Below are 25,328 nucleotides of genomic sequence, written 5' to 3' on the forward strand. Positions count from 1 at the left end.
CTAAATGAGAGGAAATATCACAAATGGATATGAAAGAATTTACAGCTAAGTTGGAAGAAGCAACGAAGCAATTAAGTGATGCTGAACGTGCCTCACTAGAAAAATTATTCCAAAGTGTATCAGGCGATATTACTAAAGCTGATGACACTCAAAAAGAAAGTCCTCTGATTGCAGCAGAAGGAACTGAAGTGCCAGACGGCATTACCCCACGTTTGAATGCTTTGAAAAAACAATATTTGGAAGCCAAACCAACCATTTCATTGATTAGAGCAATTAACTTAACAAAGATTTCTAAAGAAAATGAAGGCCTGCCAAAAGCTGTTTTACGTGGGACCGCTTTTAAAGAATTTTGTAAAATTGCGCCATTGATTATTCAAGATAATGAATTGCTTGTTGGGGCACCAAATGGTGGTGCACGCTTTGGTGCTTTCTCACCGGACATTTCTTGGCGTTGGTTACGTGATGAGCTTGATACTGTATCAACTCGTCCACAAGACCCATATGCCTTATCTGAAGAAGATAAGAAAATTTTAGTCGATGAAATCTTCCCATATTGGACTGGTAAATCTGTTGATGAAGCTTGTGAATCACAATACCGTGAAGCAGGTGCATGGGAATTATCAGGTGAATCCTTTGTTTCTGACTGTTCATACCATGCAACATCAGGTGGTGGTGACTCAAACCCAGGTTATGATGTCATTGCTATGACTAAAGGGATGCTAGATGTTAAAGCACAAGCACAAGAACACTTGGCTGACCTTGATTATGGTAACCCAGATGATTTAGAGAAAATTTACTTCTATAAAGCACAAATTTTAACTGCTGAAGGGGTTATGATTTATGCTCAAAGAATGTCTGACTATGCCGCACAACTTGCCGCTAAAGAAAGCAATCCAAAACGTAAAGCAGAATTAGAAGCTATTTCTCGAGTTAATGCTAATGTGCCTGCTCATAAACCAGAAACCTTCTGGGAAGCTATGCAATATGTTGTGACCATTCAAAACTTGCTTCTTTGTGAAGAAAACCAAACGGGTCTTTCAATTGGACGTGTTGACCAATACATGTACCCACTTTATAAAAGAGATATTGAAGCTGGCCGCATGACACCCTACCAAGCTTTTGAATTGTCAGGTGCTATGTTCATTAAGATGTCAGAAATGATGTGGTTGACCTCTGAAGGCTCATCTCAATTCTTCGCCGGTTACCAACCATTTGTCAACATGTGTGTTGGTGGTGTTACTCGTGATGGTCGTGATGCTACCAATGACTTAACTTATCTTTTGATGGATGCTGTTCGTCACGTCAAAGTATACCAACCAACCCTTGCAACCCGTGTTCACAATAAATCTCCGCGTGACTACTTGAAGAAAATTGTTGAGGTTGTTCGTGCAGGTATTGGATTCCCAGCTTGTCACTTTGATGACACTCACATCAAGATGATGTTAGCTAAAGGTGTGTCAATGGAAGATGCCCGTGATTACTGTTTGATGGGCTGTGTTGAACCTCAAAAATCAGGTCGCCTTTACCAATGGACATCAACAGCTTACACACAATGGCCAATCTTAATTGAAACAACCTTGAATCATGGTATTCCCCTTTGGTATGGAAAACCAGTTACCCCAGACATGGGATCACTTGATCACTATAAAACATTTGAAGCGTTTGAAACAGCTGTTAAAGAAACCATTAAGTATGTCACTAAATGGACATCTGTAATGACTGTTATTTCGCAACGTGTTCAACGGGAATTGGCACCAGTACCGTTGATGTCAATCATGTATGAAGGCACTATGGAAAATGGACGTGATGTTAAAGCTGGTGGGGCAATGTATAACTTTGGTCCAGGTGTTGTTTGGTCAGGACTTGCGAACTATGCAGACTCAATGGCTGCCATTAAAAAATTAGTTTTTGAAGATAAAAAATACAGTCTTGAAGAATTAAACAAAGCTTTAGTCGCAGACTTTGAAGGTTATGATCAGGTTCGTGCTGATTGCTTGTCGGTTCCTAAGTATGGGAATGACGATGACTATGTTGATTACTTCACGTCAGACATCATTGCCTTCACAGAAGCTGAACACCGTAAATACAAGACTTTGTATTCTGTCTTAAGTCATGGAACCTTGTCTATTTCAAACAACACACCATTAGGGCAAATCACAGCGGCATCAGCATCAGGTCGTCGTGCGTGGACACCATTATCAGATGGGATTTCACCAGATCATGGTATGGATACCAAAGGACCAACAGCAATTATTAAATCTGTTTCTAAGATGGCCAATGAAAACATGAATATTGGTCTTGTTCACAACTTTAAGATTATGGCTGGTTTACTTGATACACCTCAAGGAGAAGAAAGTTTAATCACCCTTCTTAGAACAGCAAGTATTCTTGGTAATGGTGAGATGCAATTTAACTATCTTGACAACAATACCTTGATTGACGCTCAAAAACATCCTGAAAAATACCGTGACTTAATTGTCCGTGTTGCAGGATACAGTGCCTTCTTTGTTGAATTGTGCAAAGATGTTCAAGATGAAATTATTGCAAGAACAGTTTTAACCAGAATTTAAGCAAATAAATGTCCTATAGCAGTCTTAAGTGTAACGGCTTCTATAGGAATAATTAGGAGAAAATAGTGGTGGTAACAACACATAAACATGAAACGCGAATTAATGTCTTCAATGTTCAAAAATACAACCTCTATGATGGTCCAGGAATCCGCACCATCGTCTTCTTTAAGGGGTGTCCGATGCGGTGTAAGTGGTGTGCCAATCCAGAAGGATTGGCATTTGGGACAAACATGATGTATAAAGAGACTCTGTGTAAACCCTATAATTCATGTGCGCAGACCTGTCCTCTTGGCAAAGTTTGCTTTGATTACACAGATAAAGAACATCCCATTGATATTAGGAATTACCAGAAAAAACTACCAAGCCAAGAGGATATTAAGGGCTGTCCAGAAGGTGCCTTAAGCATTGCCGGTCAGTCAAAAACCATCTCAGAACTCATGGCCATTATTCATGAAGACGATGCCTTTTATGACATGTCAGGTGGTGGTGTTACCTTGTCAGGTGGGGAATGTCTGGCACAACCTGAGGGTGCAATTGCTCTTTTACAAGCCTGTAAGCAAGATGGTTTGAACACAGCTGTTGAAACAGCTGGTCATGTGCCTAATAAGGTTGTTATGGCAGTTGCTGAATATACCGATTTATTCTTATTTGACATGAAGCACATGGATTCAAAACGACACAATGAACTTACAGGTGTTGGAAATGAACGGATTTTAGCAAATTTAAAATACATTATTGAAGCAGGATATCAGGTTAAAATCAGAATGCCGATGCTAAAAGAGATTAACGACAGTGAAGAAGAGATTAAATCAGTTATTGAGTTTTTGCTTCCTTACAAAAATTATCCCAATTTTCAAGGGATTGATTTGTTGCCCTATCACAAATTAGGGGTCAATAAGTACAATCAATTAGGCTTGGAATATAAGATAAAAGGAGACCCTTCGTTAAGTCAATATGATTTAGATCGGATTGAAAGTTATATATTATCTTATGATTTTCCAGTAACTGTTGTGAAGCACTGATGATGTCAGGAGGAAAATGGTGTTTGAAGAAATGGGAAAAATAGATCGAATCATTCAAGAATCGGTACCAGGAAAACAAATTACCCTTGCTCATTGCATTGCAGCTCCAATTGATGCTGTTTATGACAGTTTAGGAGTTTCAAAACAAGGTGCTATTGGTATTTTGGCCTTAACACCTTATGAAACTGCTATTATAGCAGCAGATATTGCAGGTAAAGCAGCAGATGTTGATATTTGTTTTGTTGATCGCTTTACAGGTTCTCTCATGTTTAGCGGCGATGTTCAGAGTGTTGAAACCTCTTTAGAAAGTATCTTAGATTATTTCAAGGAAAAATTAGGATTTTCAACAGTTTCCCTAACACGATCATGAAAAAAAGAATCCTTGTTATTGGTCCAGAGGACGATGAGAAAAGAAAACTTCTTGCAATGATTGAGAAGAGTCATTCTTTGAAGCAAGTAAACTCAATTGTTTATCATGACCACACCATTGATGTTCCAAGTTCTTATTTAAGAAGTCCTTGGATGACACGTCACATTATTGCCTGTCAGCAAAATGCTTACTGCGTTTTAATGTTACTGAATGAAAATCGTGAATTTAGGGTTTATTCTCCCAATTTTGCCAGAGCATTTCGAGTGCCAAGTATTGGACTAATCTTACGCAGTGAAGCTAATGACTTGGCTCAACGAGAGGACTGTCATAGAGAATTGGAAGAAGCTAGTCTTGATGAGATTTATGAGATTGTAATAGACGCTCAAGAAGATTGTCAGAGATTAGTCGATAAAATCAAATTATTAAGAGAAGGTAAACAATGAAAGTGCAAGAATTTAAGGTAGGGCCTAAGTTTATATTTGGTAATGGGTCCATAAAAGAAATTTCAAAGTTACCCATAAAAAAAGCTTATGTCATTTGCGATCCCTTTATGGAAAAAAACCATATGGTTGATGAAGTTTTAAAAAACTTGAAAGCAGCTGGAGCAGAAACCATGGTCTTTTCAAAAGTTGTTCCAGACCCAACTGTTCAAGTGGTTTCGCAAGGAGTAGCAGAAATTAAAGCCTTTAAACCTGATACAGTCATTGCGTTAGGTGGTGGTTCAGCCATGGACTCAGCTAAGGCTGTTATAAGGGTTTATACGGAGTCAGAAAAGGTTGACAAGCCAAGGTTAATTGCCATACCAACAACAAGTGGGTCAGGGAGTGAAAATACTGCTTTTGCCGTTATTTCAGACCCAACCTATAATGAAAAAATTGCCTTGGTAGATTCATCAATGGTTCCAGATATTGCTATTTTAGACAATACCTTTACCATGAGTGTTCCCAAAGCAGTAACAGCAGATGCCGGAATGGATGTCTTAACACACTGTTTAGAAGCCTATGTTTCAAATCAAGCGAGTGATTTTTCAGATGCTTGTGCTGAAAAAGGAATTGCTCTAACTTGGAAATACTTACCAGTAACTTACAAATATGGTGAGGATAAGCTGGCGCGTGAAAAGATGCATAATGCCTCATCGATTGCAGGAATTGCCTTTAACAATGCTGGTTTAGGTATTTGCCATAGCTTATCACATGCTATTGGTGCTTTCTTCCATGTTCCTCATGGTAGAATTAATGCCTTTTTGTTACCGCATGTCATTGCTTTTAATGCGTCAGTTAATGAATCCCATGAAACTGAAGTGACAAAACGTTATGCCCAAGTGGCTGAGATTTTAAATTTACAAAGATCAACTGCTAAACAAAGTGTCATGGCTCTAATGGCAGCTATTAAACGGATGTCACAAGCTTTTGGCATACCAAATACTCTTGAAGACTTAGGGATTGATCGAGCAGCGTTTGAAAAAATGATTCCAGAAATGGCAAAGCGTGTTATGGCAGATGCTTGTACACCAACAAATCCTCGCCCGGTAACTCTTAAAGATATTGAGACCATTTACCGAGGCTTGTAGTTGCTTACTTATGATTTGAGAATCACACTAAGTCACAAGATGAACAAAAGGGAAAGAAGAAAAGGATGAAATTTTTAACAGAAGATGATTTACGCCTGAAGTATAATGCCTTTCCTTTCGAAACGTTTACCATTGAAAACAATACTAGATTAACACCAGGAGCAAAAACCTTTCTAATGGATCGTAAAGTCACTATTTATGATGATAATGATCCTCTTTGGCAAAAGAAAAAAGCTATGACAGTGAAGAGAAAATCTAACACACAAAATGCAAAGTCAAAAGGCTTTCGACACTTGCCAGAACAAGCAGAATGGTTTGCCATCCGGTGTGAGTTTTTAAAAACTGCCTCTGATTTGGCACATTTAGACTTGGTTTTAGCTAAAGAATTAGGCGTTTTAGAAAATTGTTTAGCTCTTAGTCTAGTAGGTGAGAAGCAGTCTCCACCACAATTGAAGCTTGAAAAACCACTAAAAGAAATTGATAAGACCTATATCATCACTAACCTGTCAACTGTTTCCATGTTCTTGGAATTGGATAAGGGAAAAATATTGACTAGACTTTATCCTCTTTATTTTCGTTTAGAAGCTTTCATTGAACAACTGTCTGATACAGAAAGTGACCAATTCAAACTGGTTTCTGAGAGGTTGGAGGAGTTGATTGCTTATTACCTGAACAAGAGTGAGGAGGAAAGTTATCATGCATGATGGATTATCAAAAACCTGTGATACTTATGTTGAAGCATTTGAACACGCTCAACAAAACCCCATCAAGAGTAAAGGTGGTGTTTATTTAACAGGCGTTGATTTAGGGACTGCTTACATTGTTTTAGTTGTCTTAGACGAGAATAAAAAAATTGTTGCGGGAGCTCACAGACATGCCAGTGTTATTCGTGACGGTATGGTTGTTGATTACATGGGAGCGATTCAAATCGTTCGTGACTTGAAAAAAAGTCTAGAAGAACAATTAGATGCAGAACTCTTATACGCAGCGGCAGCTATTCCACCTGGGACGGATGCCTTAGATGGTGGCGCCATTAAAAATGTGGTGCAAGGAGCAGGCTTTGAGTTGACGGCCTTGTTGGATGAGCCAACAGCAGCTAATACGATTGTTGGTTTGCAAAATGGAGCTATTGTTGATATTGGTGGTGGAACAACAGGGATTTCAATTTTAAAAGACGGTCAAGTGGTGAAATGCATTGATGAGCCAACTGGTGGGACACATTTTTCACTGGTGGTATCAGGGGCCTACCATCTGGATTTTGAAGCAGCAGATGCTTATAAACGGGACCCTCATAACCACAAGGAATTGCTAGGTGTTCTTAAGCCTGTAGTGGAAAAAGTTGCTTCTATCATTACAAAACACATTGAAGGTTATGATCTTGATCTTATCTATTTAGTTGGTGGAAGCAGTTGCTTAACGGGGATTGAAAGCATTATTGAAAAAGAGACTAAGATCAAAACCATCAAACCTAAAAATCCAATGTTTGTAACACCAATTGGTATTGCGATGAATTGCAGTCAAACCATTATCTATTAAAAGGAGAAACGATGTTAGTTGCAGAGTTAGTTGATAATATATGGGCAACAAGAAAATCTGATGCCCTGAGTGGCGCAAAGTTATTGCTAGCAGAAGTTAAAGGTGGCAGTAAAGCAGGAGAGCTTATTGTTGTTGTAGATATGATTGGTGCAGGAATTGGTGACCGCGTTATTATTACGACAGGTTCTGCAGCTCGTCGCATGATGGGAGACGACCAAATGCCAGTTGATGCCGCAGTTGTTGGAATCATTGATGACAATTATGATGACGTTAAAAAACAAAATGGTAAACAAGAAAGATTTTCGTAACGGAAAGCTTTACGGTCACTACAATGAGTGATAATAAAAAAGGTGTCACAAGATGCCTTAGAAACTTAATGAGAATTGAACTCGGACGGAAAACGAGGAATTTAGATGACTTCCTTCTGAAATCAGGATTTCAGGCAAGCCCCTAAAATTCAGTCGTTTTCTAAACGTCCTTAGTATCTTAATGAGAATTGAACTCGGACGGAAAACGAGGAATTTAGATGACTTCCTTCTGAAATCAGGATTTCAGGTAAGCCCCTAAAATTCAGTCGTTTTCTAGACGTCCTTAGTATCTTAATGAGAATTGAACTCGGACGGAAAACGAGGAATTTAGATGACTTCCTTCTGAAATCAGGATTTCAGGTAAGCCCCTAAAATTCAGTCGTTTTCTAAACGTCCTTAGTATCTTAATTAAAGGAGAAATAATGGCAAATTTAATTGTTGCTAAAGATGTTTTGGCTTGTTTTGAAAAGGGTCAGACAACTTGTTACATCGACCCAGGAACAATCATTACACCTGCTGCTAAAGATGAAGCTAAAAAACGAGGGGTGACTTTTGTAGACTGTCAACAACCTTGTTCAAAACAAGAAACCACTTGTAATGGCGACATAACTTCAGATGAATTGTTGTCCTTATTAAAAAAAATGTTGAGCAATTGTGATGAGAAGGCTGCTAAACCAAGTTTACCTTATCGTAGTGTTGTTCACTCAAATGGTTTAAAAATTGTTAAGGGTGGCACTGTTAGAATGGATGTTTTTGATACTGGAAACCCCGAAGATAAGATTGGTTTCCAAGAGCTTGTTAGTAAAGACGAATCCAAAATGAGTGCTGGTTTCTTAACCATTGACCATTCGAGCTTTGCTTGGAAATTACCATATGAGGAGATTGACTATGTGATTTCTGGAACAGTTTCCATTGATATTGACGGTCAAACCTATGTTGGTCGTGCTGGGGACGTTATATTTGTTCCAGAAGGATCTGATGTGGTTTGGGGCTCGCCTGATAATGCGAAACTCTTTTACACCACTTTTCCAGCTAATTGGGCAGATTTAATGTAACAAAGGGGAGTGTAGATGAAAGCATTAGGAATGATTGAAACTTATGGCCTTATTGCTGCAATTGAAGCAGCAGATGTGATGTTGAAAGTTGCTGATGTTTCCTTGATGGGGTCACAAAAGGTTCGCGGTGGTCTTGTGATGGTTAGCGTAGAAGGTGATGTCGGAGCCGTTAAAACAGCAGTTGAAGCAGGTGCTAGTGCCATAAGACGTTTAGAAGAGGCTTGTTTCATTAGCTCGCATGTCATTCCTCGACCAGATGATCAGTTAGCTACTATTTATCAAAAAGCTAATCAGTCTATCGCGCAGCCTATTGACACTAAAAAAGAAATCACAATAGCTCAAGAGACAGAGATGATTGCAAAAACAGATGTTTCTCTTTCTGAGGAAGAACTCTCCCTAATGACTGCTGTGTCAGAAATGTCAATCAAAGAGTACAGACGGACTCTAGAGAAAATGAAGGTTGACGCTTTGAGACGTATAGTTGCTGTCAATGAGCGGCTTCTAGTAGCTTCAGAAAAACTGGAGAAAATGGTTCGGCGAGACATGATTGACATGTTGGTCAAAGATTTTAAATCACAACATATGAACTGATGATCAAAAAAGATAAGGGGGAATGGATTAAATGAAGACAATCGATATTGATCTCTGCTCGATTCAAGAAGCACGAGATCTTGCAAAAAAAGGGAAAGAAGCGGCTGATAAAGTGGCACACTTCTCTGATGAACAAATTGATGCGATTTTACAGAATATTGTTAAAGCTGTTCAAGCTAATGCCTATCACTTGGCAGAAATGGCAGTTGAAGAAACAGGATTTGGAAAAGTAGCTGATAAAGCTTATAAAAATCATGCGGCATCACATTTGCTTTATGAAGAGATTAAGCATCAAAAAACCTCAGGAATTATTGAATTTGATGAAAAAAATAAACTTTTCAATGTAGCAGAACCAATGGGGTTGATACTAGGGATAACCCCTTCTACAAACCCAACGTCAACCATCATTTTTAAAGCAATGATTGCAATCAAGGCACGTAATGCCATTGTTTTTGCACCTCATCCAGCTGCTAAACGGTGTAGTATTGCGGCAACAGAACTTGTTCGAAAAGCAGCCATTGAAGCAGGAGCACCAGAACATTTGGTTGCTTGCGTGATGAACCCTTCTTTAGAATCAAGTAATACCTTGATGCATGCTAAAGAAGTTTCAATGATTATTGCTACTGGCGGTCCTGGTATGGTTAAAGCAGCTTACAGCAGTGGTAAACCAGCAATAGGTGTTGGGGCAGGAAACTCGCCAGCCTATATTGAACGAACAGCAGATGTTAAAAAAGCCGTTTCAAACATCCTAGCCTCTAAAACCTTTGATAATGGCACCATCTGTGCTTCTGAACAAGCCATTATCTGTGAAGAAGTCAATAAAGATGAGGTTATTCGTGAATTAAAAGCACAAGGTTGTTACTTTATGACCAAAGAGGAAACAGATAAGGTTTGTGATGTTCTCTTTAGAGGCAATTCACAAGGGTGCAACCCATCAATGAGTCCGAAATTTGTTGGAAAACCTGCAACCGAAATTGCTGAGGCAGTTGGCTTAGCCGTTCCAAAGGATACTAAAGTTCTTGTGGGTCCTCAATCAGGTGTCGGTCAAGGCAATCCATTGTCATTTGAAAAATTAACAACAGTTTTAGGTTTCTATGTGGTTAAGAACTGGGAAGAAGCCTGTGCTTTGAGTATTCGTCTCTTGCAAAATGGCATTGGGCACACCATGAGTCTACACACAGAAGATCCAAAAATGATTTTCCGCTTCTCAACAAAACCAGCCTCTCGTATTCTGGTTAATACAGGTGGTAGTCAAGGTGGCACTGGAATCTCAACAGGTTTACCAGTTGCTTTCACACTTGGTTGCGGTACAGCAGGAGGAAGTTCGGTTTCTGAAAACCTTGGACCCAAACATTTGATGAACATCAAAACAGTAGCTTATGGCATAAAAGATGTGACAAACTTAGTGGCCGATGATGCTATTTTTCAGGCTTTGCCAAAAGGGTGCCCAACACAGTCAATGAAAGAAGAGGTATCAGTAGTGTCTTCTGCATCCATTCACTGCAAAGAGACTAGCGTTTCTTGCCAGACACAAAAAGCCTTTCTCGATCAAACGCCTCAATCCATTCAAGAGGCATTTGAAAGACGGCAGGCACAAAAACCTTCTGATGATAGCATAAAAATCAATGCCAATACTGCAGTAGACAATGACACTATTGTAAGAGAAATCTTATCAGCTTTAAAACAGAAATAAGAGGGAGAAGATGGAGCAAGATTTAGAACGTTTATTTTATCAGGTCATTGATCAATTGAGTGGTTTGACGTCTTCAGAAAATCTCAGTCAGGAATCAGCCTTAGTAAAGCCTTCTTGTCCAAGAGATTTGGATACAAATGGGTTTGTTATCCCATTAGGTGTTTCAAACCATCATATCCATCTGTCACAGGCTGATGCGGACCTTCTCTTTGGAGAAGGGTATGTCTTTCAAAAACTCAAAGATCTCTCTCAACCAGGTCAGTTTGCTTTTCAAGAATGTGTCACAATTGCAGGGCCAAAAGGTGTGATTGACAAAGTGCGTATCTTAGGACCAGTTAGAGGAGAAAGCCAAGTTGAAATCACAGCAACAGATGGCTTTAAATTAGGAATTAATGCCCCCTTACGTCTCTCAGGAGACCTAGAAGCTACGCCTAGTTGTACGGTTATCGGACCAGCCGGTTCAGTCCAATTGAAAAAGGGATGTATTATTGCTAAACGCCATATTCATATGACACCAGAAGATGCCAAATGTTTTGGGGTTGTCGACAAAGAAGAAGTCGCCTTAGAGTTGCCAGGTGAGCGTGGCGGTATTCTCAAAAATGTGACCATCCGTGTTAAAGAAACATTTGCACTAGAATGCCATTTAGATACCGAAGAAGCCAACGCCCTGGGAGTTACAGGCAAGGATAAATTACGTTTAATGAAATAAAAGGAGATAAAAATGACTTCAGAAGCATTAGGAATGATTGAAACCAAAGGGTTGATTGGCTCGATAGAAGCCGCAGATGCTATGGTAAAAGCCGCCAACGTTACTTTAATTGGAAAAGAATTTGTTGGGGGAGGTCTAGTAACCGTCTTGGTACGTGGAGATGTAGGAGCAGTAAAAGCCGCCACAGATGCAGGAGCCGCTGCCGCACAACGTGTTGGAGAACTTATTTCAGTTCACGTTATCCCACGACCTCATAGCGAAGTTGAACTGATTTTACCAAATAAATAATGGCTATTGCCAAAAGAAAGAGGAATACACATGAACTCAGAAGCATTAGGAATGGTTGAAACTAAAGGATTAATTGGTTCAATAGAAGCCGCAGACGCCATGGTAAAAGCCGCCAACGTTACTTTAATTGGAAAAGAATTTGTTGGAGGGGGTCTAGTAACCGTCTTGGTACGTGGAGATGTAGGAGCAGTAAAAGCCGCCACAGATGCAGGAGCCGCTGCCGCACAACGTGTTGGAGAACTTATTTCAGTTCACGTTATCCCACGCCCTCACAGTGAAGTTGAATTGATTTTACCAACAAAATAAGGCAAATAAAAAAAGAAAGAGGAATACACATGAACTCAGAAGCATTAGGAATGATTGAAACTAAAGGATTAATTGGTTCAATAGAAGCCGCAGACGCCATGGTAAAAGCCGCCAACGTTACTTTAATTGGAAAAGAATTTGTTGGAGGGGGTCTAGTAACCGTCTTGGTACGTGGAGATGTAGGAGCAGTAAAAGCCGCCACAGATGCAGGAGCCGCTGCCGCCCAACGTGTTGGGGAACTTATTTCAGTTCACGTTATCCCACGTCCTCACAGTGAAGTTGAACTCATTTTACCAAAACACTAATTGGAATCAACAGAGTTGCTGACTGGTAGTGTCAAGTTGCCGGTCTTTACTCTGACAGATGTGTTTGCTTTTAAACAAAGAATGTAACGATTTTTAAAGACAGATTAGAAAGGAGGTAAAGGATGCACAAAGAAATCATGGATGGCAATACAGCCGCAGCTCACATTGCATATGCTTTTAGTGATATGGCAGGTATTTATCCCATTACGCCAAGTTCAACTATGGCTGAATCAGTGGATATCTGGCAAACAGAAGGACGAAAGAATCTGTTTGGGCAAGAACTGAAGGTTGTTGAGATGCAGTCAGAGGCGGGTGTCGCTGGCTTTGTTCACGGTGCATTAAAAACAGGAGCGTTAACAACCACCTTTACCTCCTCACAAGGACTCTTACTCATGTTGCCTAACCTTTATAAAATTGCAGGGGAACTACTTCCCGCAGTTTTTCATGTGGCAGCAAGAGCAGTGACTACTAATGCACTTAGTATTTTTGGTGACCATAGTGATGTCATGTCTGTTCGTCAAAGTGGTTGTGCCATGCTAGCGGAAAGTTCTGTTCAAGAGGTTATGGATTTATCAGTTCTTGCGCATTTGGCAACTCTAGAAACCAGTATTCCTTTTGTCAGCTTTTTTGACGGCTTTAGAACAAGTCATGAATTGCAACGCATAGAGGTTTTTGATAATGATGATTTAAGACCACTCTTAAACGAGGAGGCACTTGCTGTTTTCCGTTCAAGGGCTATGAATCCAAACCACCCCAAGGTTTCTGGAAGCAACCAAGGGCCAGAACTCTATTTTCAACAACGTGAAACGGTCAATAGACATTATCAGATTATCCCTTATGTCGTTCAAAAGTACATGCAAAAAATCAATGCCTTGCGAGGAACCCATTATGATTTAATGACTTATTATGGGGATAAACAAGCAAGTGAACTGATTATTGCAATGGGTTCAGTAGCACAAACCATTGAACAAACCGTGTATTATTTGAATCAAAAAGGGCGAAAAGTTGGTTTTATTAATGTCCACCTTTACCGCCCATTTCCCAAAGAGCATTTCTTAGCCATTTTACCTAAGAGTGTCCAAGCAATTGCTGTCTTAGACAGAACCAAAGAGCCAGGTGCTATTGGTGAGCCACTTTTTATGGATGTGCAATCAGCTCTGTTTGAAAGTGCTTGTCGTCCTAAGGTTATTGGTGGTAGATATGGTATTGGCTGTAAGGATACAGGACCAGAGCAGATTATTGCAGTCTTTGACGAGTTACAAAAATCAGATGCTAAAAAACACTTTACACTTGGAATTGAAGATGATGTCACCCATTTATCTCTAGCTCTAGGAGAAACTCTTGATTTAACAGGAAAAAACAGTTATCAGGTTAAGTTCTGGGGCTTAGGTGGTGATGGAACAGTCAGTCTCAATAAATCCAATGTCAAAATTATTGGTGAGCATACTGATAAGGAAGTTCAAGCCTATTTTTATTATGATTCGCGTAAGCAAAATGGTTTAACGGTTTCCCATTTGAGGTTTAGCCCAGAAGCCATCAAATCTTCTTATTTTGTTCAAGAACCTGATTTTGTGGGGGTGTCAACAGCTGCCTACCTGAGGCAATACGACTTGCTCAAAGGGTTGAAACAAGGAGGGATTTTTCTTCTTAATACCACTTGGAGTCAGGAGCAACTTCATCGCAATTTGCCTGCTAATCTAAAAAAATACCTAGCAGATCATCAGATTCGTTTTTATACAATCAACGCCTATCAAATTGCTCAAACTGTTGGCCTAGACCGCAAATCAAGCATCTGCATGCAGACGGCATTTTTTAAGTTGACACAACTTTTACCAATGCAAGAAGCTATTTTGGCCATGAAAGATCACGTTTTAAAGACTTATAAGCAGAAATCGCCAGAGGTCGTTGCAAAAAATCTCAAGGCAATAGCCTTGTCCATGGATGCTCTGCAAAAGATTGATGTTCCTAAAGAATGGAGTTATGCTCAGCCAACTAGCATGAAAAGGATGGCTCAGACAAATGCTTATTTTAGAGATATTCAAGAGCCTACAACTAGATTGGAAGGCGATACGATATCTGTAGGGCAATTGATCAAACATGGTATGGTAGCAGGTGATTTACCTTTAGGACAGGTAGTGCATGAAAAACGCAGTTTAGCCCTTGAAGTTCCTGAATGGAATGCGGATGCATGCATTCAGTGTAATCAGTGTGCTTTTGTTTGTCCACATGCAGCCATTCGACCTTTTCTAATCGATCAAGATGAGCTCAATGTGGCGCCAAAGGGCTACAACGTTAGAGATTTCAAAGGACAAGATGGTCTTCTATACAGAATTCAAGTGTCAGTAGAAAACTGTACAGGCTGTGAACTCTGTGTTAAAACTTGCCCAGCCAGAGGCAAGGCCCTTAAAATGGTGCCAGTAACCAGTGACAATGAGCTCAAAATGAAAGAAGAAGCCATCAATTGGGCTTTCGCCATGTCTTTGCGGGCCAAAGAGAATCCCGCAAAACCAGGGAGTCTTCTATTCACGCAATTTGAGCAACCCTTATTAGAGTTTTCAGGAGCTTGTCCGGGTTGTGGGGAAACCCCTTATATCAAACTCTTAACACAATTATTTGGTGACCGCATGATGGTGGCAAATGCCACAGGTTGTTCCTCAATCTGGGGAGTCATGGCACCTGCAACTCCTTACAGTACAAACGCTTTAGGGCAAGGCCCTGCTTTAAGCAATTCCCTTCTAGAGGACAATGCTGAATTTGGTTATGGCATGATGCTTGCTAATAAAAATCAAAGGCAAGCTTTGGTGCCATTAATGCAAAAGGCAATGCCAGTTGCTAGTTTGGACTTGAAAGCTTTGATGCAAGACTGGATTGAGCATCTACATCAGGGTCTGGGATCTCGGGCACGAAGTGCAAAATTAAGGTCAGCTTTATCTGAGGAAATGCAAGACCAACCACTTTTAAAAGAGCTTTATGCTCACAGTGATTTATTTGTTAAGCCTTCACAATGGTTAATTGGTGGTGATGGTTGGGCTTATGACATTGGTTTTGGTGGGCTTGATCATGTCTTAGCCAGTGGAGCAGATCTTAATATTTTGGTGCTTGATAATGAAACTTATTCTAACACCGGAGGTCATGTGTCTAAAGGGACGCCAAAATCAGCCATAGCCAAATTCTCATCCTCTGGGAACCGTGGCTCCAAAAAAGATTTGGGCATGATGGCCATGACATATGGCAACGTTTACGTTGCCCAAGTAGCTAGTGGCGCAAATCCGATTCAGCTTATTAAAGCTTTTGAAGAGGCAGAACGTTATCCGGGACCATCCCTTATTATTGCTTATGTGCCTTGTATTAGTCATGGACTTGCAGGTGGTCTAAAAGAGAGCCTAGAGGAAGCTAGGGAGGCTGTGGCATCTGGTTATTGGTCTCTCTACCGATACAACCCGCAATTACAAGAAATGGGTAAGAACCCCATGCAGCTTGATTATAAAAGGCCTCAATTCGATAAAATGATTGACTTTATGGTGAAACAAGAACGTTTTTCAGCCTTGGAGCAGGTCAATCCTATTGCAGCTAAACAATTACTACAAGAAACCGTCAGCAATGCTAGACGTCGATTTCTAACTTATGCTAAGCTATCAGGAGACCATGACAGTTTCATCTCTAAATCAGAGGTCACCCATGCTAGAGCAAATGCTAAAAAAGGAACAGTCATGGCAAATGACTCCCTAGAAGAAATTTTAAAAAGTCTCGACTTTTAACTAAAAATGGAGTAAATAAATGGAAAGCAAAAAACACACTCATATAGCTTCTGCGCAAAGTCAGATGGATAAAGTAACCAATCAATTTCGTGTTAAAGGTATGTTTCACGGTATTATGTCAGGTTTCACCTATGGCATTTATTCTGTGTTATTGATGGTTGCTAGTGGTTATAGTCCTTTAGCGACAGCTGCAGGAATTTTAGCAGCTCCTTATGTCACATCGGGTCTTAATGACTTATTGTCTGGTTTGATTTTAACCCTTTATAATTTGAAACAAGGTAAGTTAAAAGAAATTCCTCGCACCCTAAAAACCCGTCCTGGTCAGCTTTTGATTATTGGCTTCTTATTAGGTGGGCCAATTGCTAGTGGGGCTTATCTTATTGGTCTTTATTTTGCAGGTGCATATGCTATTCCAATCTCAGCAACCAATGCTTTGTTTGGGGCACTTTTTTCAGCTATCTTCTTAAAAACAAAAATCAATTTCCGTGTAGGTTCAGGAATGTTTATCTGTGTTACGGGTGCTATTATTATTAACTGGGTAAAACCAGAAGGTGCACCTAACTTCACATTGGGAATCATTTGTGCCCTTATTGCAGCTATCTGCTGGGGTGCTGAAGGGGTGTTTTCAGCTTTTGGTGGGGCTATGCTTGACCAAGAAGTTGCAGTTAATATCCGTCAATTGATTTCAGGCTGTGTGAGCTTAATCTTGATTGTTCCATCTATTGGAGCAGTCGGTCTTTTAATCAAAACAATTAGTGTAGGTGTTCCAGTCTTTTGGTTAGCCTTAGCAGGGATTGCTGCGGGCATGTCTTTCATCTTTTGGTATAAGGCAAATTCGACAATTGGAACAGCTATTGGAATGTCCTTGAACATTACCTATGCCTTCTGGGGTGTCTTGTTCAGTATCATCTTCTTACACCAAGCTATTACACCAACAATTGTACTTGGTTCAATCATTATCATCGTGGGAGCAATCTTGGTAACCATGAACCCACTTGATTTCTTCAAAAAGCCAGAAACCATTGAAGAACAATTAAGCCTTGATAATGAGTAAGAAGTCTTAGTTATTGGGTATGATGTAAAATGACAAAAAGCCTTTCTCAAAGGCTTTTTGTTAGGTGTGAACTAGCCTCTTCTCATTTTTTGTTTCTTTTAAGACTTAATAAATCCATAAGCACTAATTAAGATTTAGTTAATAAATAATGTAGAATGCCTTAAGAAGGATACTGTCAATAATTTTGTGTAAACACAAGAGTAGAGTTTTTGAATATTAGTCAAATAAGCTATCAAGTGTGTCAAAACATACTCCGAATCCTTTATGAATACGAGCTCCGAACTTAATGTTATAGTCTTCGAAAATACTTACAAGGCATCGTTCTAAGGCTTCTTCATTTGGAAAAACCACCCTCTTCTTGCTTTGTCGCTTGATTTCTTTATTGAGTGATTCAATCAAGTTTGTAGAGTAAATACTAGACCAAATGTGATGTGGAAATTGATAGAAAGTTAGGAGATTTTCAGTTGTTTCAAGTGATGTCATAACCTTTTTGTAACGAGGTTTCCACTCAGAAACAAATTGTTCCAATAATTTAATAGCCTCCTGTAAATTTGTGGCACGATAAATCTGCTTGAACTGATTTAGAATAGGTGCCCTATCTACTCGTTTGACCTTACTGGAGATATTGCGACCAATGTGAACCAGACACCGTTGCTGTTTAGCCATTGGATAGGCTTGTTGGATGATTTGATCCACACCGTTAAGCCCGTCTGTAACAACTAGAGAAACTTGCTTAAGTCCTTGATTTTGTAGCCTCTTAAGAAGATCTGACCAAGAGACATTATTTTCATTAGGGGCAATCTCATAGCCAAGAACTGATTTATACCCTTCAGGCGTGATACCAAGTGCAATGTGAATACATTCTTTACTGACCGTACCTCGTCGCAAGGGTAAGTAAGTTCCGTCTAGATACAAGACTGAGTAGTTAGTTTGAAAGGAACGCTCATGAAAGGCAGTGACACTTTCTTGAGTCACTTTTGTGATATTTGACACCGTTGCTGGACTGTAGTGGTGACCATACATGCGCTCAATAATGTCACTGATTTCGCGTGTCGTAACGCCAGTTTGATAGAGTTTAATCACCATCTCTTCCAAGTGGTCATCTCGTCTAGCATAAGATGGTAATAAAACTGGTGAAAACTCGCCGTTTCGATCTCTTGGAATGATTAAATTGACTAAGCCATACTTCGTTTCAAACTGTCGAGAGTAGGTCCCATTACGGCTATTACCTGTATTGTAACCTTCTTTTTTATATGGCTCATATCCAAGGAAAGCTGATAGTTCAACCTGCAAGAGATCATTCATAGCTATTTCTAAAGAGGATCGAAAGAATTCATCAATATCTTGTTTTTGCGCTAGGAAGTTAAGTAATTCTGTGGTAAACTGAGTCATGGGAATAAATCTCTTTCTAGTGAAGTGTCGTAACTCTACTATACAGGATTTATTCCTTTTTTGTGTTTACACAAGATATTTTACACTACCTTAAGAAGTGCTTGTTATACTAAGGTCACTTAAAAGAAAAGAGGACATTTTATGTTAAACACGTCTCAACAAAAAGGTAAACGCCCAACCACTTGGGTCAAAAAATCTGGATTACTCTTATCAAGTAGTCTGGTCTTATTGCTAGCAGTTCCTAGTCTAGCAATGGCTGAAGATGCCATGCCGTCTCAGATGGAGACAAATTCTATGATGATGACTGACGGCAATTCCAGTGATCAAATGGTCAAAAAAGCCCTCATGGAAAACATTAAGACTTCTATTGATGTTCCAGCCTCCTACCTGACAAATGCCATGTCTCCTGGTCCATTTACAGCGGGTGTTAACCAGTTCATTCCTTTTGAATTATTTGGTGGTGATGGTATGCTTACTCGACTTTTATTGCCCTCATCAAAAGATGCACCATGGTCAGATAATGGAACAAGCATGCATGAGGCGCTCCTACCTTTTAAAGATTTAGAAAAAGGAATGTATTATTATCAGCTTAAACTCGATGGGCCAATGGGTGACTTGCAAGATAAAGCCTTGCTAGACAAGTTGCAAATGAATGGGAAAATGACCTATAAAGCAATGGTTGAGGTTTATGCTGCAAAAGATGGAATGCCTGATATGATGACTAAAGTCGCAAGCAAACCTGTCAAAGTGATGTTAAACAAAAGCACAAGTGATGAGGAAGTGAAAAAAGGCCTGAAATCAATGGTTTCAAAAACGATCCAAATTCCTAGAAAATATGTCAATAATGCCAAATTCCCTGGTCCATTTACAGCAGGTGTGAACGAAACATTGCCATTAGAAGCATTTGGTGGAGATGGCATGTTAACTCGCCTTCTCTTAACGTCATCAAAAGGAGCTAAGTGGTCAGATAATGGTGACAAAAAACATAAGGCTCTCTTTCTTGTCAAAGACTTGGAAAAAAATAAATATTTCTACCAAGTTAAATTGGATGGCAAAGCAGGTCAATTAGAAGACAAAGCCCTTTTAAGCAAACTCATGAAAAATGGGAAACACGATTACATGGCAGAGGTTACCATTTATGGGGCAAAAGATGGCAAAGCTGACATGACTAAGGTTATTGATCACAAAATGGTTACAATCATGGTAAAATAGCGCCTCAATGATAAAAAAGTCAAACTTGGTTTACTAACTCTGTTTGACTTTTTTTAGGGTTAGTCCTTAAAAGGTCATATTCAGGTCACAATACTTTTTTATACTAGGGTTACTAAAAAAAGGAGTGACCGTGATGAAAGTTGCATGGAGTGAACTTAGGTACCAACCTAAAAAATATATTTTGATTGAATTACTGATTGTTTTAATGATTTTTATGGTGATTTTTCTGACAGGCTTAACAAATGGTTTGGGACGTGCTGTTAGTGCTCAGATTGATAACTACGGCAACAAAACCTACCTTTTATCAGAAGATGCCGAAGGGATTATTACCTTTTCAAATATTAGTAAAGACCTGGATCATACCATTGAAGATTTAGCTTTAAAAGATAAGGCAGAGCTTGTTATCCAACGTTCTGGTGTGCAATTAGGAAATAATGCACAAAGCAAAGACTTAACTTATTTTGCTATTGAAAAAAGTGACCTTTTAAATCCCAAAATTGTTGAAGGCAAAGCCTTGTCTGCAAAAGAAGGCGAAATTGTTTTGGATAGCTCTTTTAAAGAAACTCTTTCCATAGGGAGTTCTATTCGTGACAAAGCGTCACAAATGCCCCTAAAAGTTGTTGGTTTTACTGATGACGCCATGTATGGTCATAGCGCGGTAGGCTTTATCACTCCAAAAACATTTGAAACAATGAAAAAAGCAAGTAATCCACAGTACCAGTGGCAAGCACAAGCCATTGTGACAAGTGATGTGATCAAACCTAAAAAATTGCCTAAAGAGCTTAAGGCCTATCAAAAAGAGGACATCATTACAAAAATTCCAGGCTATCAGGCTGAACACTTAACCCTAACAATGATTACTTGGGTTTTATTAATAGCCTCATCAGCTATTTTAGGCGTTTTCTTTTATATTTTGACCCTGCAAAAATTGAAACAATTTGGAGTTCTAAAAGCTATTGGCATGTCCATGACAGCTATTACTGGCATCCAATTATCACAGATTTCACTTTTGTCTTTATTTGGCCTTGTGACAGGACTTGGCTTAACTAGTCTTCTGGCTAGCATTTTACCATCAGCTATGCCTTTTTACCTCAAAACAAGCAATGTCTTGTTGGTGTCCCTTAGTTTTTTGGTGATTTCAATTAGTTGTGGGGCATTATCTCTCTTTAAGGTTAGACAAGTTGATCCTGTTGAAGTGATTGGTGGAAATGGAGAATAATATGACAATCTTAGCATTAAGTGGTGTAACCAAAAAATTTCAAGATGGAGAAGGTGAACGAGTGGTCTTGGACCAACTTGATTTGAGTGTATCTAAAAATGAATTTGTGGCTATTTTAGGGCCGTCTGGGTCTGGGAAATCAACCCTTCTATCAATTGCAGGGCTCTTGCTATCAGCTGATTCTGGCAGTATTCGTATTGCAAATCAAGACCTATCTGCTTTGAAGCAGAAGCAATGGACACAAAAACGTCAAGAATTGTTAGGCTTTATTTTTCAGGACCATCAGTTGTTACCCTTTATGACCATTGGCAAGCAATTGCAAATGGTGGCTAAAATGAAAGGGATTAAGGATAAAAAAGCAGCAGATTTAGAAATCGACAGGCTTTTAGAGGATTTGGGGATTAGTGCTTGTAAAGATAAGTACCCTAATAAGATGTCTGGTGGTCAAAAACAAAGGGCAGCAATTGCGCGTGCTTTTATAGGGAATCCTCAGGTGATTTTAGCTGACGAACCAACGGCTAGTCTGGATCCTGAAAGGGGGCGTGACATCGCGCGCTTGATTCAAATGGAGGTCAAACAAAAGGGAAAAGTAGCTATTATGGTAACCCATGACCAGTCTATTTTGGATTTGGTTGACACCATTTATGACCTTAAAAATGGAAAATTAATCAAGCGCTAGCTTTCAATGGCTCTGTGATATAATGAAGGAAAGGAGAGGCTTATGTTTACCATTTTAGTTGCTGAAGACGATCGGTCATTAAATAAAATCATTTCAACCAAGTTAAAGCAAGAAAACTTCAATGTGCATTCTGTTTTTAATGGCCAAGAAGCATTAGATGTTATGGAGTCACACCATATTGATCTCATTATCACAGACATCATGATGCCCCAGTTAGATGGTTATGGTTTTTTGAAGGTGTTGCGCCAATCAGGTTACCAATTACCAGTTTTGATGATTACAGCAAAATCTCAACTAGAATCTCTAGAAGAGGCTTTTAGGTTAGGCGTTGATGATTATTTGGTAAAACCTCTCAGGCTTCAAGAATTATTGCTGCGCGTGCAAGCCTTATTGAGGCGTGCGCAATTGGAAGTTGAACAGCAATTACAAGTTGGTCAGACAATCTTGGATTACAAGCAATTAACAGTGACCTTGTTAGAGCATCAAGAAGTCATTCAAGTTCCCCCAAAGGAATTTTACTTGCTCTATAAATTATTAAGTCGACCTGAACAAATTTTTACCCGCCTTGAATTGTTGGATGAGATTTGGGGAATGGAAGATGATAAGGATGAGAGGCTTGTTGACGCCTGTGTTAAAAGGGTTCGGCATAAATTTAATGCCAATACGGATTTTGAGATTATCACTATTAGAGGCTTAGGCTACAAAGGGAGATTAGGTCATGGCAAAGTCTAAACACTTGCAATTATCACTGCGATATTATTTTGTCTTGCTTTTTATAGGTATTTTACTGGTTACTTGCTTTTCAGGTCTATTTTTTATTTGCCTGCTACACCTCTTGTTTGGTGTTAAAGGCGGTTTAATGTTCTTTATTGGCAGTTACACAATGGTCATCCTTCTTTTAGGCAGCTTGATTATGTGGCAAGGGTCAATCCACTTAACAAGGCCTATTCAGCAGTTGAATCAGGCCGTCAAAGAAGTGGCTAAGGGAAATTTTGACTATCAGGTGGTTCGTAAAAAATACCCTAATGACACAGCAGATTATCACAATGAACTGGATGAGCTATCTCAGAATCTTAATCAAATGGCTCAGGATTTGAAGAATTTAGACCAAATGAGGCAAGAATTTATTTCCAATGTGTCACATGAATTAAAGACGCCTGTGGCTTCACTCGTTGGGGTTAGTGACTTATTGGCAAGTCATCAGCTAACCTGCGAAGACCAAGCGGAGCTATTACAGATCATGCAGTCAGAAACAATCAGACTTAGCCGTCTTTGTGATGCTATCTTAAATCTTAACCGTTTGGATAGAGATTTTTTACTTGAAGTCAAGGAAACGAGGATTGATGAGCAACTGCGACAAGCCATGATTCTTTTGACCGAAAAGTGGAAAGAAAAGAAGATTTCTCTAGAAATGCCACCTCACGCAGTTAGGCTGGTGACAGACCCGCACTTGACCATGCAAGTGTGGATCAATCTCCTAGACAATGCCATAAAATATTCAGGGGATGACGTCAGACTAGCTATTGCAATCATAGATCAAAAAGATAGTATCTCTGTTGTAATTACAGACCAAGGTATCGGCATTTCAAAAGAAGACCAAAGACGACTCTATGAACCTTTTTATCAGAGTGATCATTCGCATTCACAAGAAGGCAACGGCCTTGGACTATCTATTGTAAAAAAAATTGTCACAGCTCTCTCAGGAACCATCACAATCACAAGCCAATTAGGTCAAGGCACTAAAGTCAGTCTCACATTACCTAGAAATATAAGACCATAAAAAGAATCCCTTTAACAAAACCTGTTGAGGGGATTCTTTTTGTAACTGCTAAAAGTAAGAAATAAATGTTATTTATCTATTAAGGCTTACGTTTCCCATAGCAAAACGATTTTCTATGAGAAATCAATCAAAAAGTTTTAGAGGAGGCTTTTTCTTAGTTATCAATCAGCATGTCCGCAAATTTTTCTGTGGTTTGGTAGTAGTGTTCATATTGTGAGCGTCTAACCCGTTGTGTTTGTTCAATACATTCTTTTTGCTGTCCTCTTTCAGAAACATCTCGATTAAGGCGTCTTTCGAGTTCAGATTCAGCATCAGTACGTAAACAAATGGACAAATCAAATAATTCTCTAGGTAGGAAACCAGCTGACATTCCTTCGACAATTAGGATAGGTTTTTTAGCGATTAGCCGCTTACTTGGAGCCCAAGGCTCATCAATGGTTATGATATCAATTCCGTTTCTTAAAGCTAGGATATCGCGTTGTAAGCTTTTAAGTTCGTGTGAAATTGGTGCGTTAGCCGTTACTTTCTGGTCCGGATCACTTACTAAATGAACGAATTTTCTAAAAGTTCCATCAATAATGTAAGGATCCGTTTCAAGAAGGTTAACATCTTCAGGATTTAAGAGCTCAATCAATTTTTTGGTAAACGTGGTTTTTCCAGATGCCCCGTGCCCATAAATACGAATAACACCTTTCTTTTTCTCGGAAATGAACTGAGTAATTAAAGGTAAGTAGTTACTATAATCTGGCATAAAGAGCTCCTTTGAATGTTTTTTTCATTATACCATAAACCATAGAAAAGCCAGTCAGAAGACTAAAAGTAGCCTATTTTAGCCCAACATAGTTACGCACTTATGATAAAATAACTGTAAAAGAAAACATGAAAAGTTTTGATTAAGACAAGATTTTTTTGCATAAATGGGAAAATCAAAAGAAAAGCCAAGTCATCGCTATAATTGAAGTACTAAGGAGTATATTATGGAACGCTATCAAAAACTAGGTAGTACCTTTAGGTTATTACGAAAAAATAGACATATTTCTTTAAAGCAAGTTGCTACCGATGAGGTATCAGTTTCCCAATTGTCACGCTTTGAGCGAGGGGAATCAGCTCTTTCTGTGGAAAAATTTTTTATAGCATTGGAAAACATTAATGTAGAGATGAAAGAATTCATGGATACATGGAATAACTATCAAAAGACAGAACAAATTCGCTTTATGTCATCTTTAATTGATTTAGAGTATAAGCGAGATATTCAAGGCTTTCGCCAATTATTGGTATCTGAGCAAGAAAAGTTCAAAGAACAGTCAAGTAATTATAGGCATTATCTAAATATTATTTTGTTACAAGGCTTCATTTGCAAGTGTGATTCAAGTATCCCTTTTCCCAAAAAATATGTTGAAGAAATATCAGACTATCTTTTTTCCACAGAACAATGGGAAATTTACGAAATTATTTTAATAGGAAACCTTTATTTATTCATTGATGTTCCCTTGTTACATAAAATGGGTCAAGAAATTATTAATAGAAGAGATTTTTATCAAGAGATTGGAACACATAATGATCTGGTGATAATGACACTTTTAAATATCTGGGAATCCTGTTTACATCGAGATAGCATAGTAATTGCTAGGTATTATCAGGCAGAAATTGAAAAATTACTGCACAATGAAACAAAGGTCTATGAACGAACCATTTATCTTTTCTTATTAGGTCTCCAAGAATATAAAGAAAAGTACGCTTTATCTGGAATTGAAAAAATGAACCAAGCCATACAGATTTTTAAATGGCTTGGCTGTACTAATCTTGCCAATAACTACACCAATGACTTGAAAAAATGCTTACATTAATTTTTGTAGATTTGCGATTTTTTAAACTAAATCACTAAGATACCTTATACTATTAGCAATTAAT

General features: G+C 38.9%; 25 protein-coding genes. 23 read left to right on the forward strand and 2 right to left on the reverse strand.

Annotated elements, in window-relative coordinates:
- The first annotated feature begins 23 nt into the window (after positions 1-23).
- The 17 genes from cutC to Q9317_RS01435 all read left to right on the forward strand — a co-directional run bounded on the left by cutC (position 24) and on the right by Q9317_RS01435 (position 17,135).
- Entirely contained in the window at positions 24-2,570 is a 2,547-nt protein-coding gene (gene cutC / locus Q9317_RS01355) for a choline trimethylamine-lyase (RefSeq protein ID WP_003098992.1), read from the forward strand.
- A 65-nt stretch (positions 2,571-2,635) separates the two neighbouring features.
- Positions 2,636-3,592, forward strand: coding sequence for a choline TMA-lyase-activating enzyme (gene cutD / locus Q9317_RS01360; protein ID WP_003098993.1), 957 nt, complete (start codon positions 2,636-2,638; stop codon positions 3,590-3,592).
- A gap of 16 nt (positions 3,593-3,608) precedes the next feature.
- A complete protein-coding gene (locus Q9317_RS01365) occupies positions 3,609-3,962 on the forward strand; it encodes a BMC domain-containing protein (protein WP_003098995.1) in 354 nt (117 codons plus the stop codon).
- On the forward strand, positions 3,959-4,405 hold the full coding sequence (locus Q9317_RS01370) for a EutP/PduV family microcompartment system protein (protein WP_003098998.1): 447 nt from the start codon (positions 3,959-3,961) through the stop codon (positions 4,403-4,405). Before Q9317_RS01365 ends, Q9317_RS01370 begins: the two co-directional genes overlap by 4 nt.
- On the forward strand, positions 4,402-5,532 hold the full coding sequence (locus tag Q9317_RS01375) for a 1-propanol dehydrogenase PduQ (RefSeq protein WP_003099001.1): 1,131 nt from the start codon (positions 4,402-4,404) through the stop codon (positions 5,530-5,532). Before Q9317_RS01370 ends, Q9317_RS01375 begins: the two co-directional genes overlap by 4 nt.
- A gap of 65 nt (positions 5,533-5,597) precedes the next feature.
- Positions 5,598-6,236, forward strand: coding sequence for a hypothetical protein (locus Q9317_RS01380; protein WP_305981565.1), 639 nt, complete (start codon positions 5,598-5,600; stop codon positions 6,234-6,236).
- The gene (gene eutJ / locus Q9317_RS01385; protein ID WP_003099009.1) at positions 6,229-7,068 is read left to right on the forward strand and encodes an ethanolamine utilization protein EutJ; all 840 of its coding nucleotides are present in this window, start codon (positions 6,229-6,231) and stop codon (positions 7,066-7,068) included. Before Q9317_RS01380 ends, eutJ begins: the two co-directional genes overlap by 8 nt.
- 11 nt (positions 7,069-7,079) lie before the next feature.
- Positions 7,080-7,376, forward strand: coding sequence for a EutN/CcmL family microcompartment protein (locus tag Q9317_RS01390; RefSeq protein ID WP_003099011.1), 297 nt, complete (start codon positions 7,080-7,082; stop codon positions 7,374-7,376).
- Positions 7,377-7,798: 422 nt separating this feature from the next.
- A complete protein-coding gene (locus Q9317_RS01395; protein WP_003099012.1) occupies positions 7,799-8,431 on the forward strand; it encodes a EutQ-related cupin domain-containing protein in 633 nt (210 codons plus the stop codon).
- Positions 8,432-8,446: 15 nt separating this feature from the next.
- On the forward strand, positions 8,447-9,022 hold the full coding sequence (locus Q9317_RS01400; RefSeq protein WP_003099015.1) for a BMC domain-containing protein: 576 nt from the start codon (positions 8,447-8,449) through the stop codon (positions 9,020-9,022).
- Positions 9,023-9,053: 31 nt separating this feature from the next.
- A complete protein-coding gene (locus tag Q9317_RS01405; protein WP_003099017.1) occupies positions 9,054-10,715 on the forward strand; it encodes an acetaldehyde dehydrogenase (acetylating) in 1,662 nt (553 codons plus the stop codon).
- Positions 10,716-10,725: 10 nt separating this feature from the next.
- Positions 10,726-11,424, forward strand: a complete 699-nt coding sequence (locus tag Q9317_RS01410; protein WP_003099019.1) for a phosphate propanoyltransferase — start codon at positions 10,726-10,728, stop codon at positions 11,422-11,424.
- 12 nt (positions 11,425-11,436) lie between these two features.
- Positions 11,437-11,712, forward strand: coding sequence for a BMC domain-containing protein (locus Q9317_RS01415; protein WP_003099021.1), 276 nt, complete (start codon positions 11,437-11,439; stop codon positions 11,710-11,712).
- Positions 11,713-11,742: 30 nt separating this feature from the next.
- Positions 11,743-12,018, forward strand: coding sequence for a BMC domain-containing protein (locus Q9317_RS01420; protein ID WP_003099022.1), 276 nt, complete (start codon positions 11,743-11,745; stop codon positions 12,016-12,018).
- 29 nt (positions 12,019-12,047) lie between these two features.
- Positions 12,048-12,323 carry a BMC domain-containing protein gene (locus Q9317_RS01425; protein ID WP_003099024.1) on the forward strand — a complete coding sequence of 92 codons (276 nt, stop codon included), beginning with the start codon at positions 12,048-12,050 and terminating at the stop codon, positions 12,321-12,323.
- 122 nt (positions 12,324-12,445) lie between these two features.
- Positions 12,446-16,081, forward strand: a complete 3,636-nt coding sequence (gene nifJ, locus Q9317_RS01430; RefSeq protein WP_003099026.1) for a pyruvate:ferredoxin (flavodoxin) oxidoreductase — start codon at positions 12,446-12,448, stop codon at positions 16,079-16,081.
- Positions 16,082-16,100: 19 nt separating this feature from the next.
- Positions 16,101-17,135 carry a DMT family transporter gene (locus Q9317_RS01435; RefSeq protein ID WP_003099028.1) on the forward strand — a complete coding sequence of 345 codons (1,035 nt, stop codon included), beginning with the start codon at positions 16,101-16,103 and terminating at the stop codon, positions 17,133-17,135.
- A 216-nt stretch (positions 17,136-17,351) separates the two neighbouring features.
- Here Q9317_RS01435 and Q9317_RS01440 read toward each other — a convergent pair whose 3' ends face one another.
- Positions 17,352-18,527, reverse strand: a complete 1,176-nt coding sequence (locus Q9317_RS01440; protein WP_003099060.1) for an IS256 family transposase — start codon at positions 18,525-18,527, stop codon at positions 17,352-17,354.
- 141 nt (positions 18,528-18,668) lie between these two features.
- Here Q9317_RS01440 and Q9317_RS01445 point away from each other — a divergent pair, with 141 nt between their 5' ends.
- The 5 genes from Q9317_RS01445 to Q9317_RS01465 all read left to right on the forward strand — a co-directional run bounded on the left by Q9317_RS01445 (position 18,669) and on the right by Q9317_RS01465 (position 23,417).
- Positions 18,669-19,739: an SSURE domain-containing protein gene (locus Q9317_RS01445; RefSeq protein ID WP_003099030.1), complete on the forward strand. Its 1,071-nt coding sequence runs from the start codon at positions 18,669-18,671 to the stop codon at positions 19,737-19,739.
- Positions 19,740-19,872: 133 nt separating this feature from the next.
- On the forward strand, positions 19,873-20,958 hold the full coding sequence (locus Q9317_RS01450; RefSeq protein ID WP_003099032.1) for an ABC transporter permease: 1,086 nt from the start codon (positions 19,873-19,875) through the stop codon (positions 20,956-20,958).
- 1 nt (position 20,959) lies between these two features.
- Positions 20,960-21,637, forward strand: coding sequence for an ABC transporter ATP-binding protein (locus tag Q9317_RS01455; protein ID WP_003099034.1), 678 nt, complete (start codon positions 20,960-20,962; stop codon positions 21,635-21,637).
- A gap of 42 nt (positions 21,638-21,679) precedes the next feature.
- Positions 21,680-22,369, forward strand: a complete 690-nt coding sequence (locus Q9317_RS01460; RefSeq protein ID WP_003099036.1) for a response regulator transcription factor — start codon at positions 21,680-21,682, stop codon at positions 22,367-22,369.
- Positions 22,356-23,417 carry a HAMP domain-containing sensor histidine kinase gene (locus Q9317_RS01465; RefSeq protein WP_003099038.1) on the forward strand — a complete coding sequence of 354 codons (1,062 nt, stop codon included), beginning with the start codon at positions 22,356-22,358 and terminating at the stop codon, positions 23,415-23,417. The genes Q9317_RS01460 and Q9317_RS01465 overlap by 14 nt, the downstream gene beginning before the upstream one ends.
- Positions 23,418-23,571: 154 nt before the next feature.
- Here the strand turns inward: Q9317_RS01465 and Q9317_RS01470 are convergent, their stop codons facing one another.
- Positions 23,572-24,168 carry a uridine kinase family protein gene (locus Q9317_RS01470; protein ID WP_003099040.1) on the reverse strand — a complete coding sequence of 199 codons (597 nt, stop codon included), beginning with the start codon at positions 24,166-24,168 and terminating at the stop codon, positions 23,572-23,574.
- Between the two features lie 226 nt (positions 24,169-24,394).
- Between Q9317_RS01470 and Q9317_RS01475 the strand changes: the two genes are divergently transcribed.
- Entirely contained in the window at positions 24,395-25,264 is an 870-nt protein-coding gene (locus tag Q9317_RS01475) for an Rgg/GadR/MutR family transcriptional regulator (RefSeq protein ID WP_003099042.1), read from the forward strand.
- Positions 25,265-25,328 lie beyond the last annotated feature (64 nt).

The sequence above is a fragment of the Streptococcus iniae genome, assembly GCF_030732225.1.
In the GTDB taxonomy this organism is placed as follows: domain Bacteria; phylum Bacillota; class Bacilli; order Lactobacillales; family Streptococcaceae; genus Streptococcus; species Streptococcus iniae.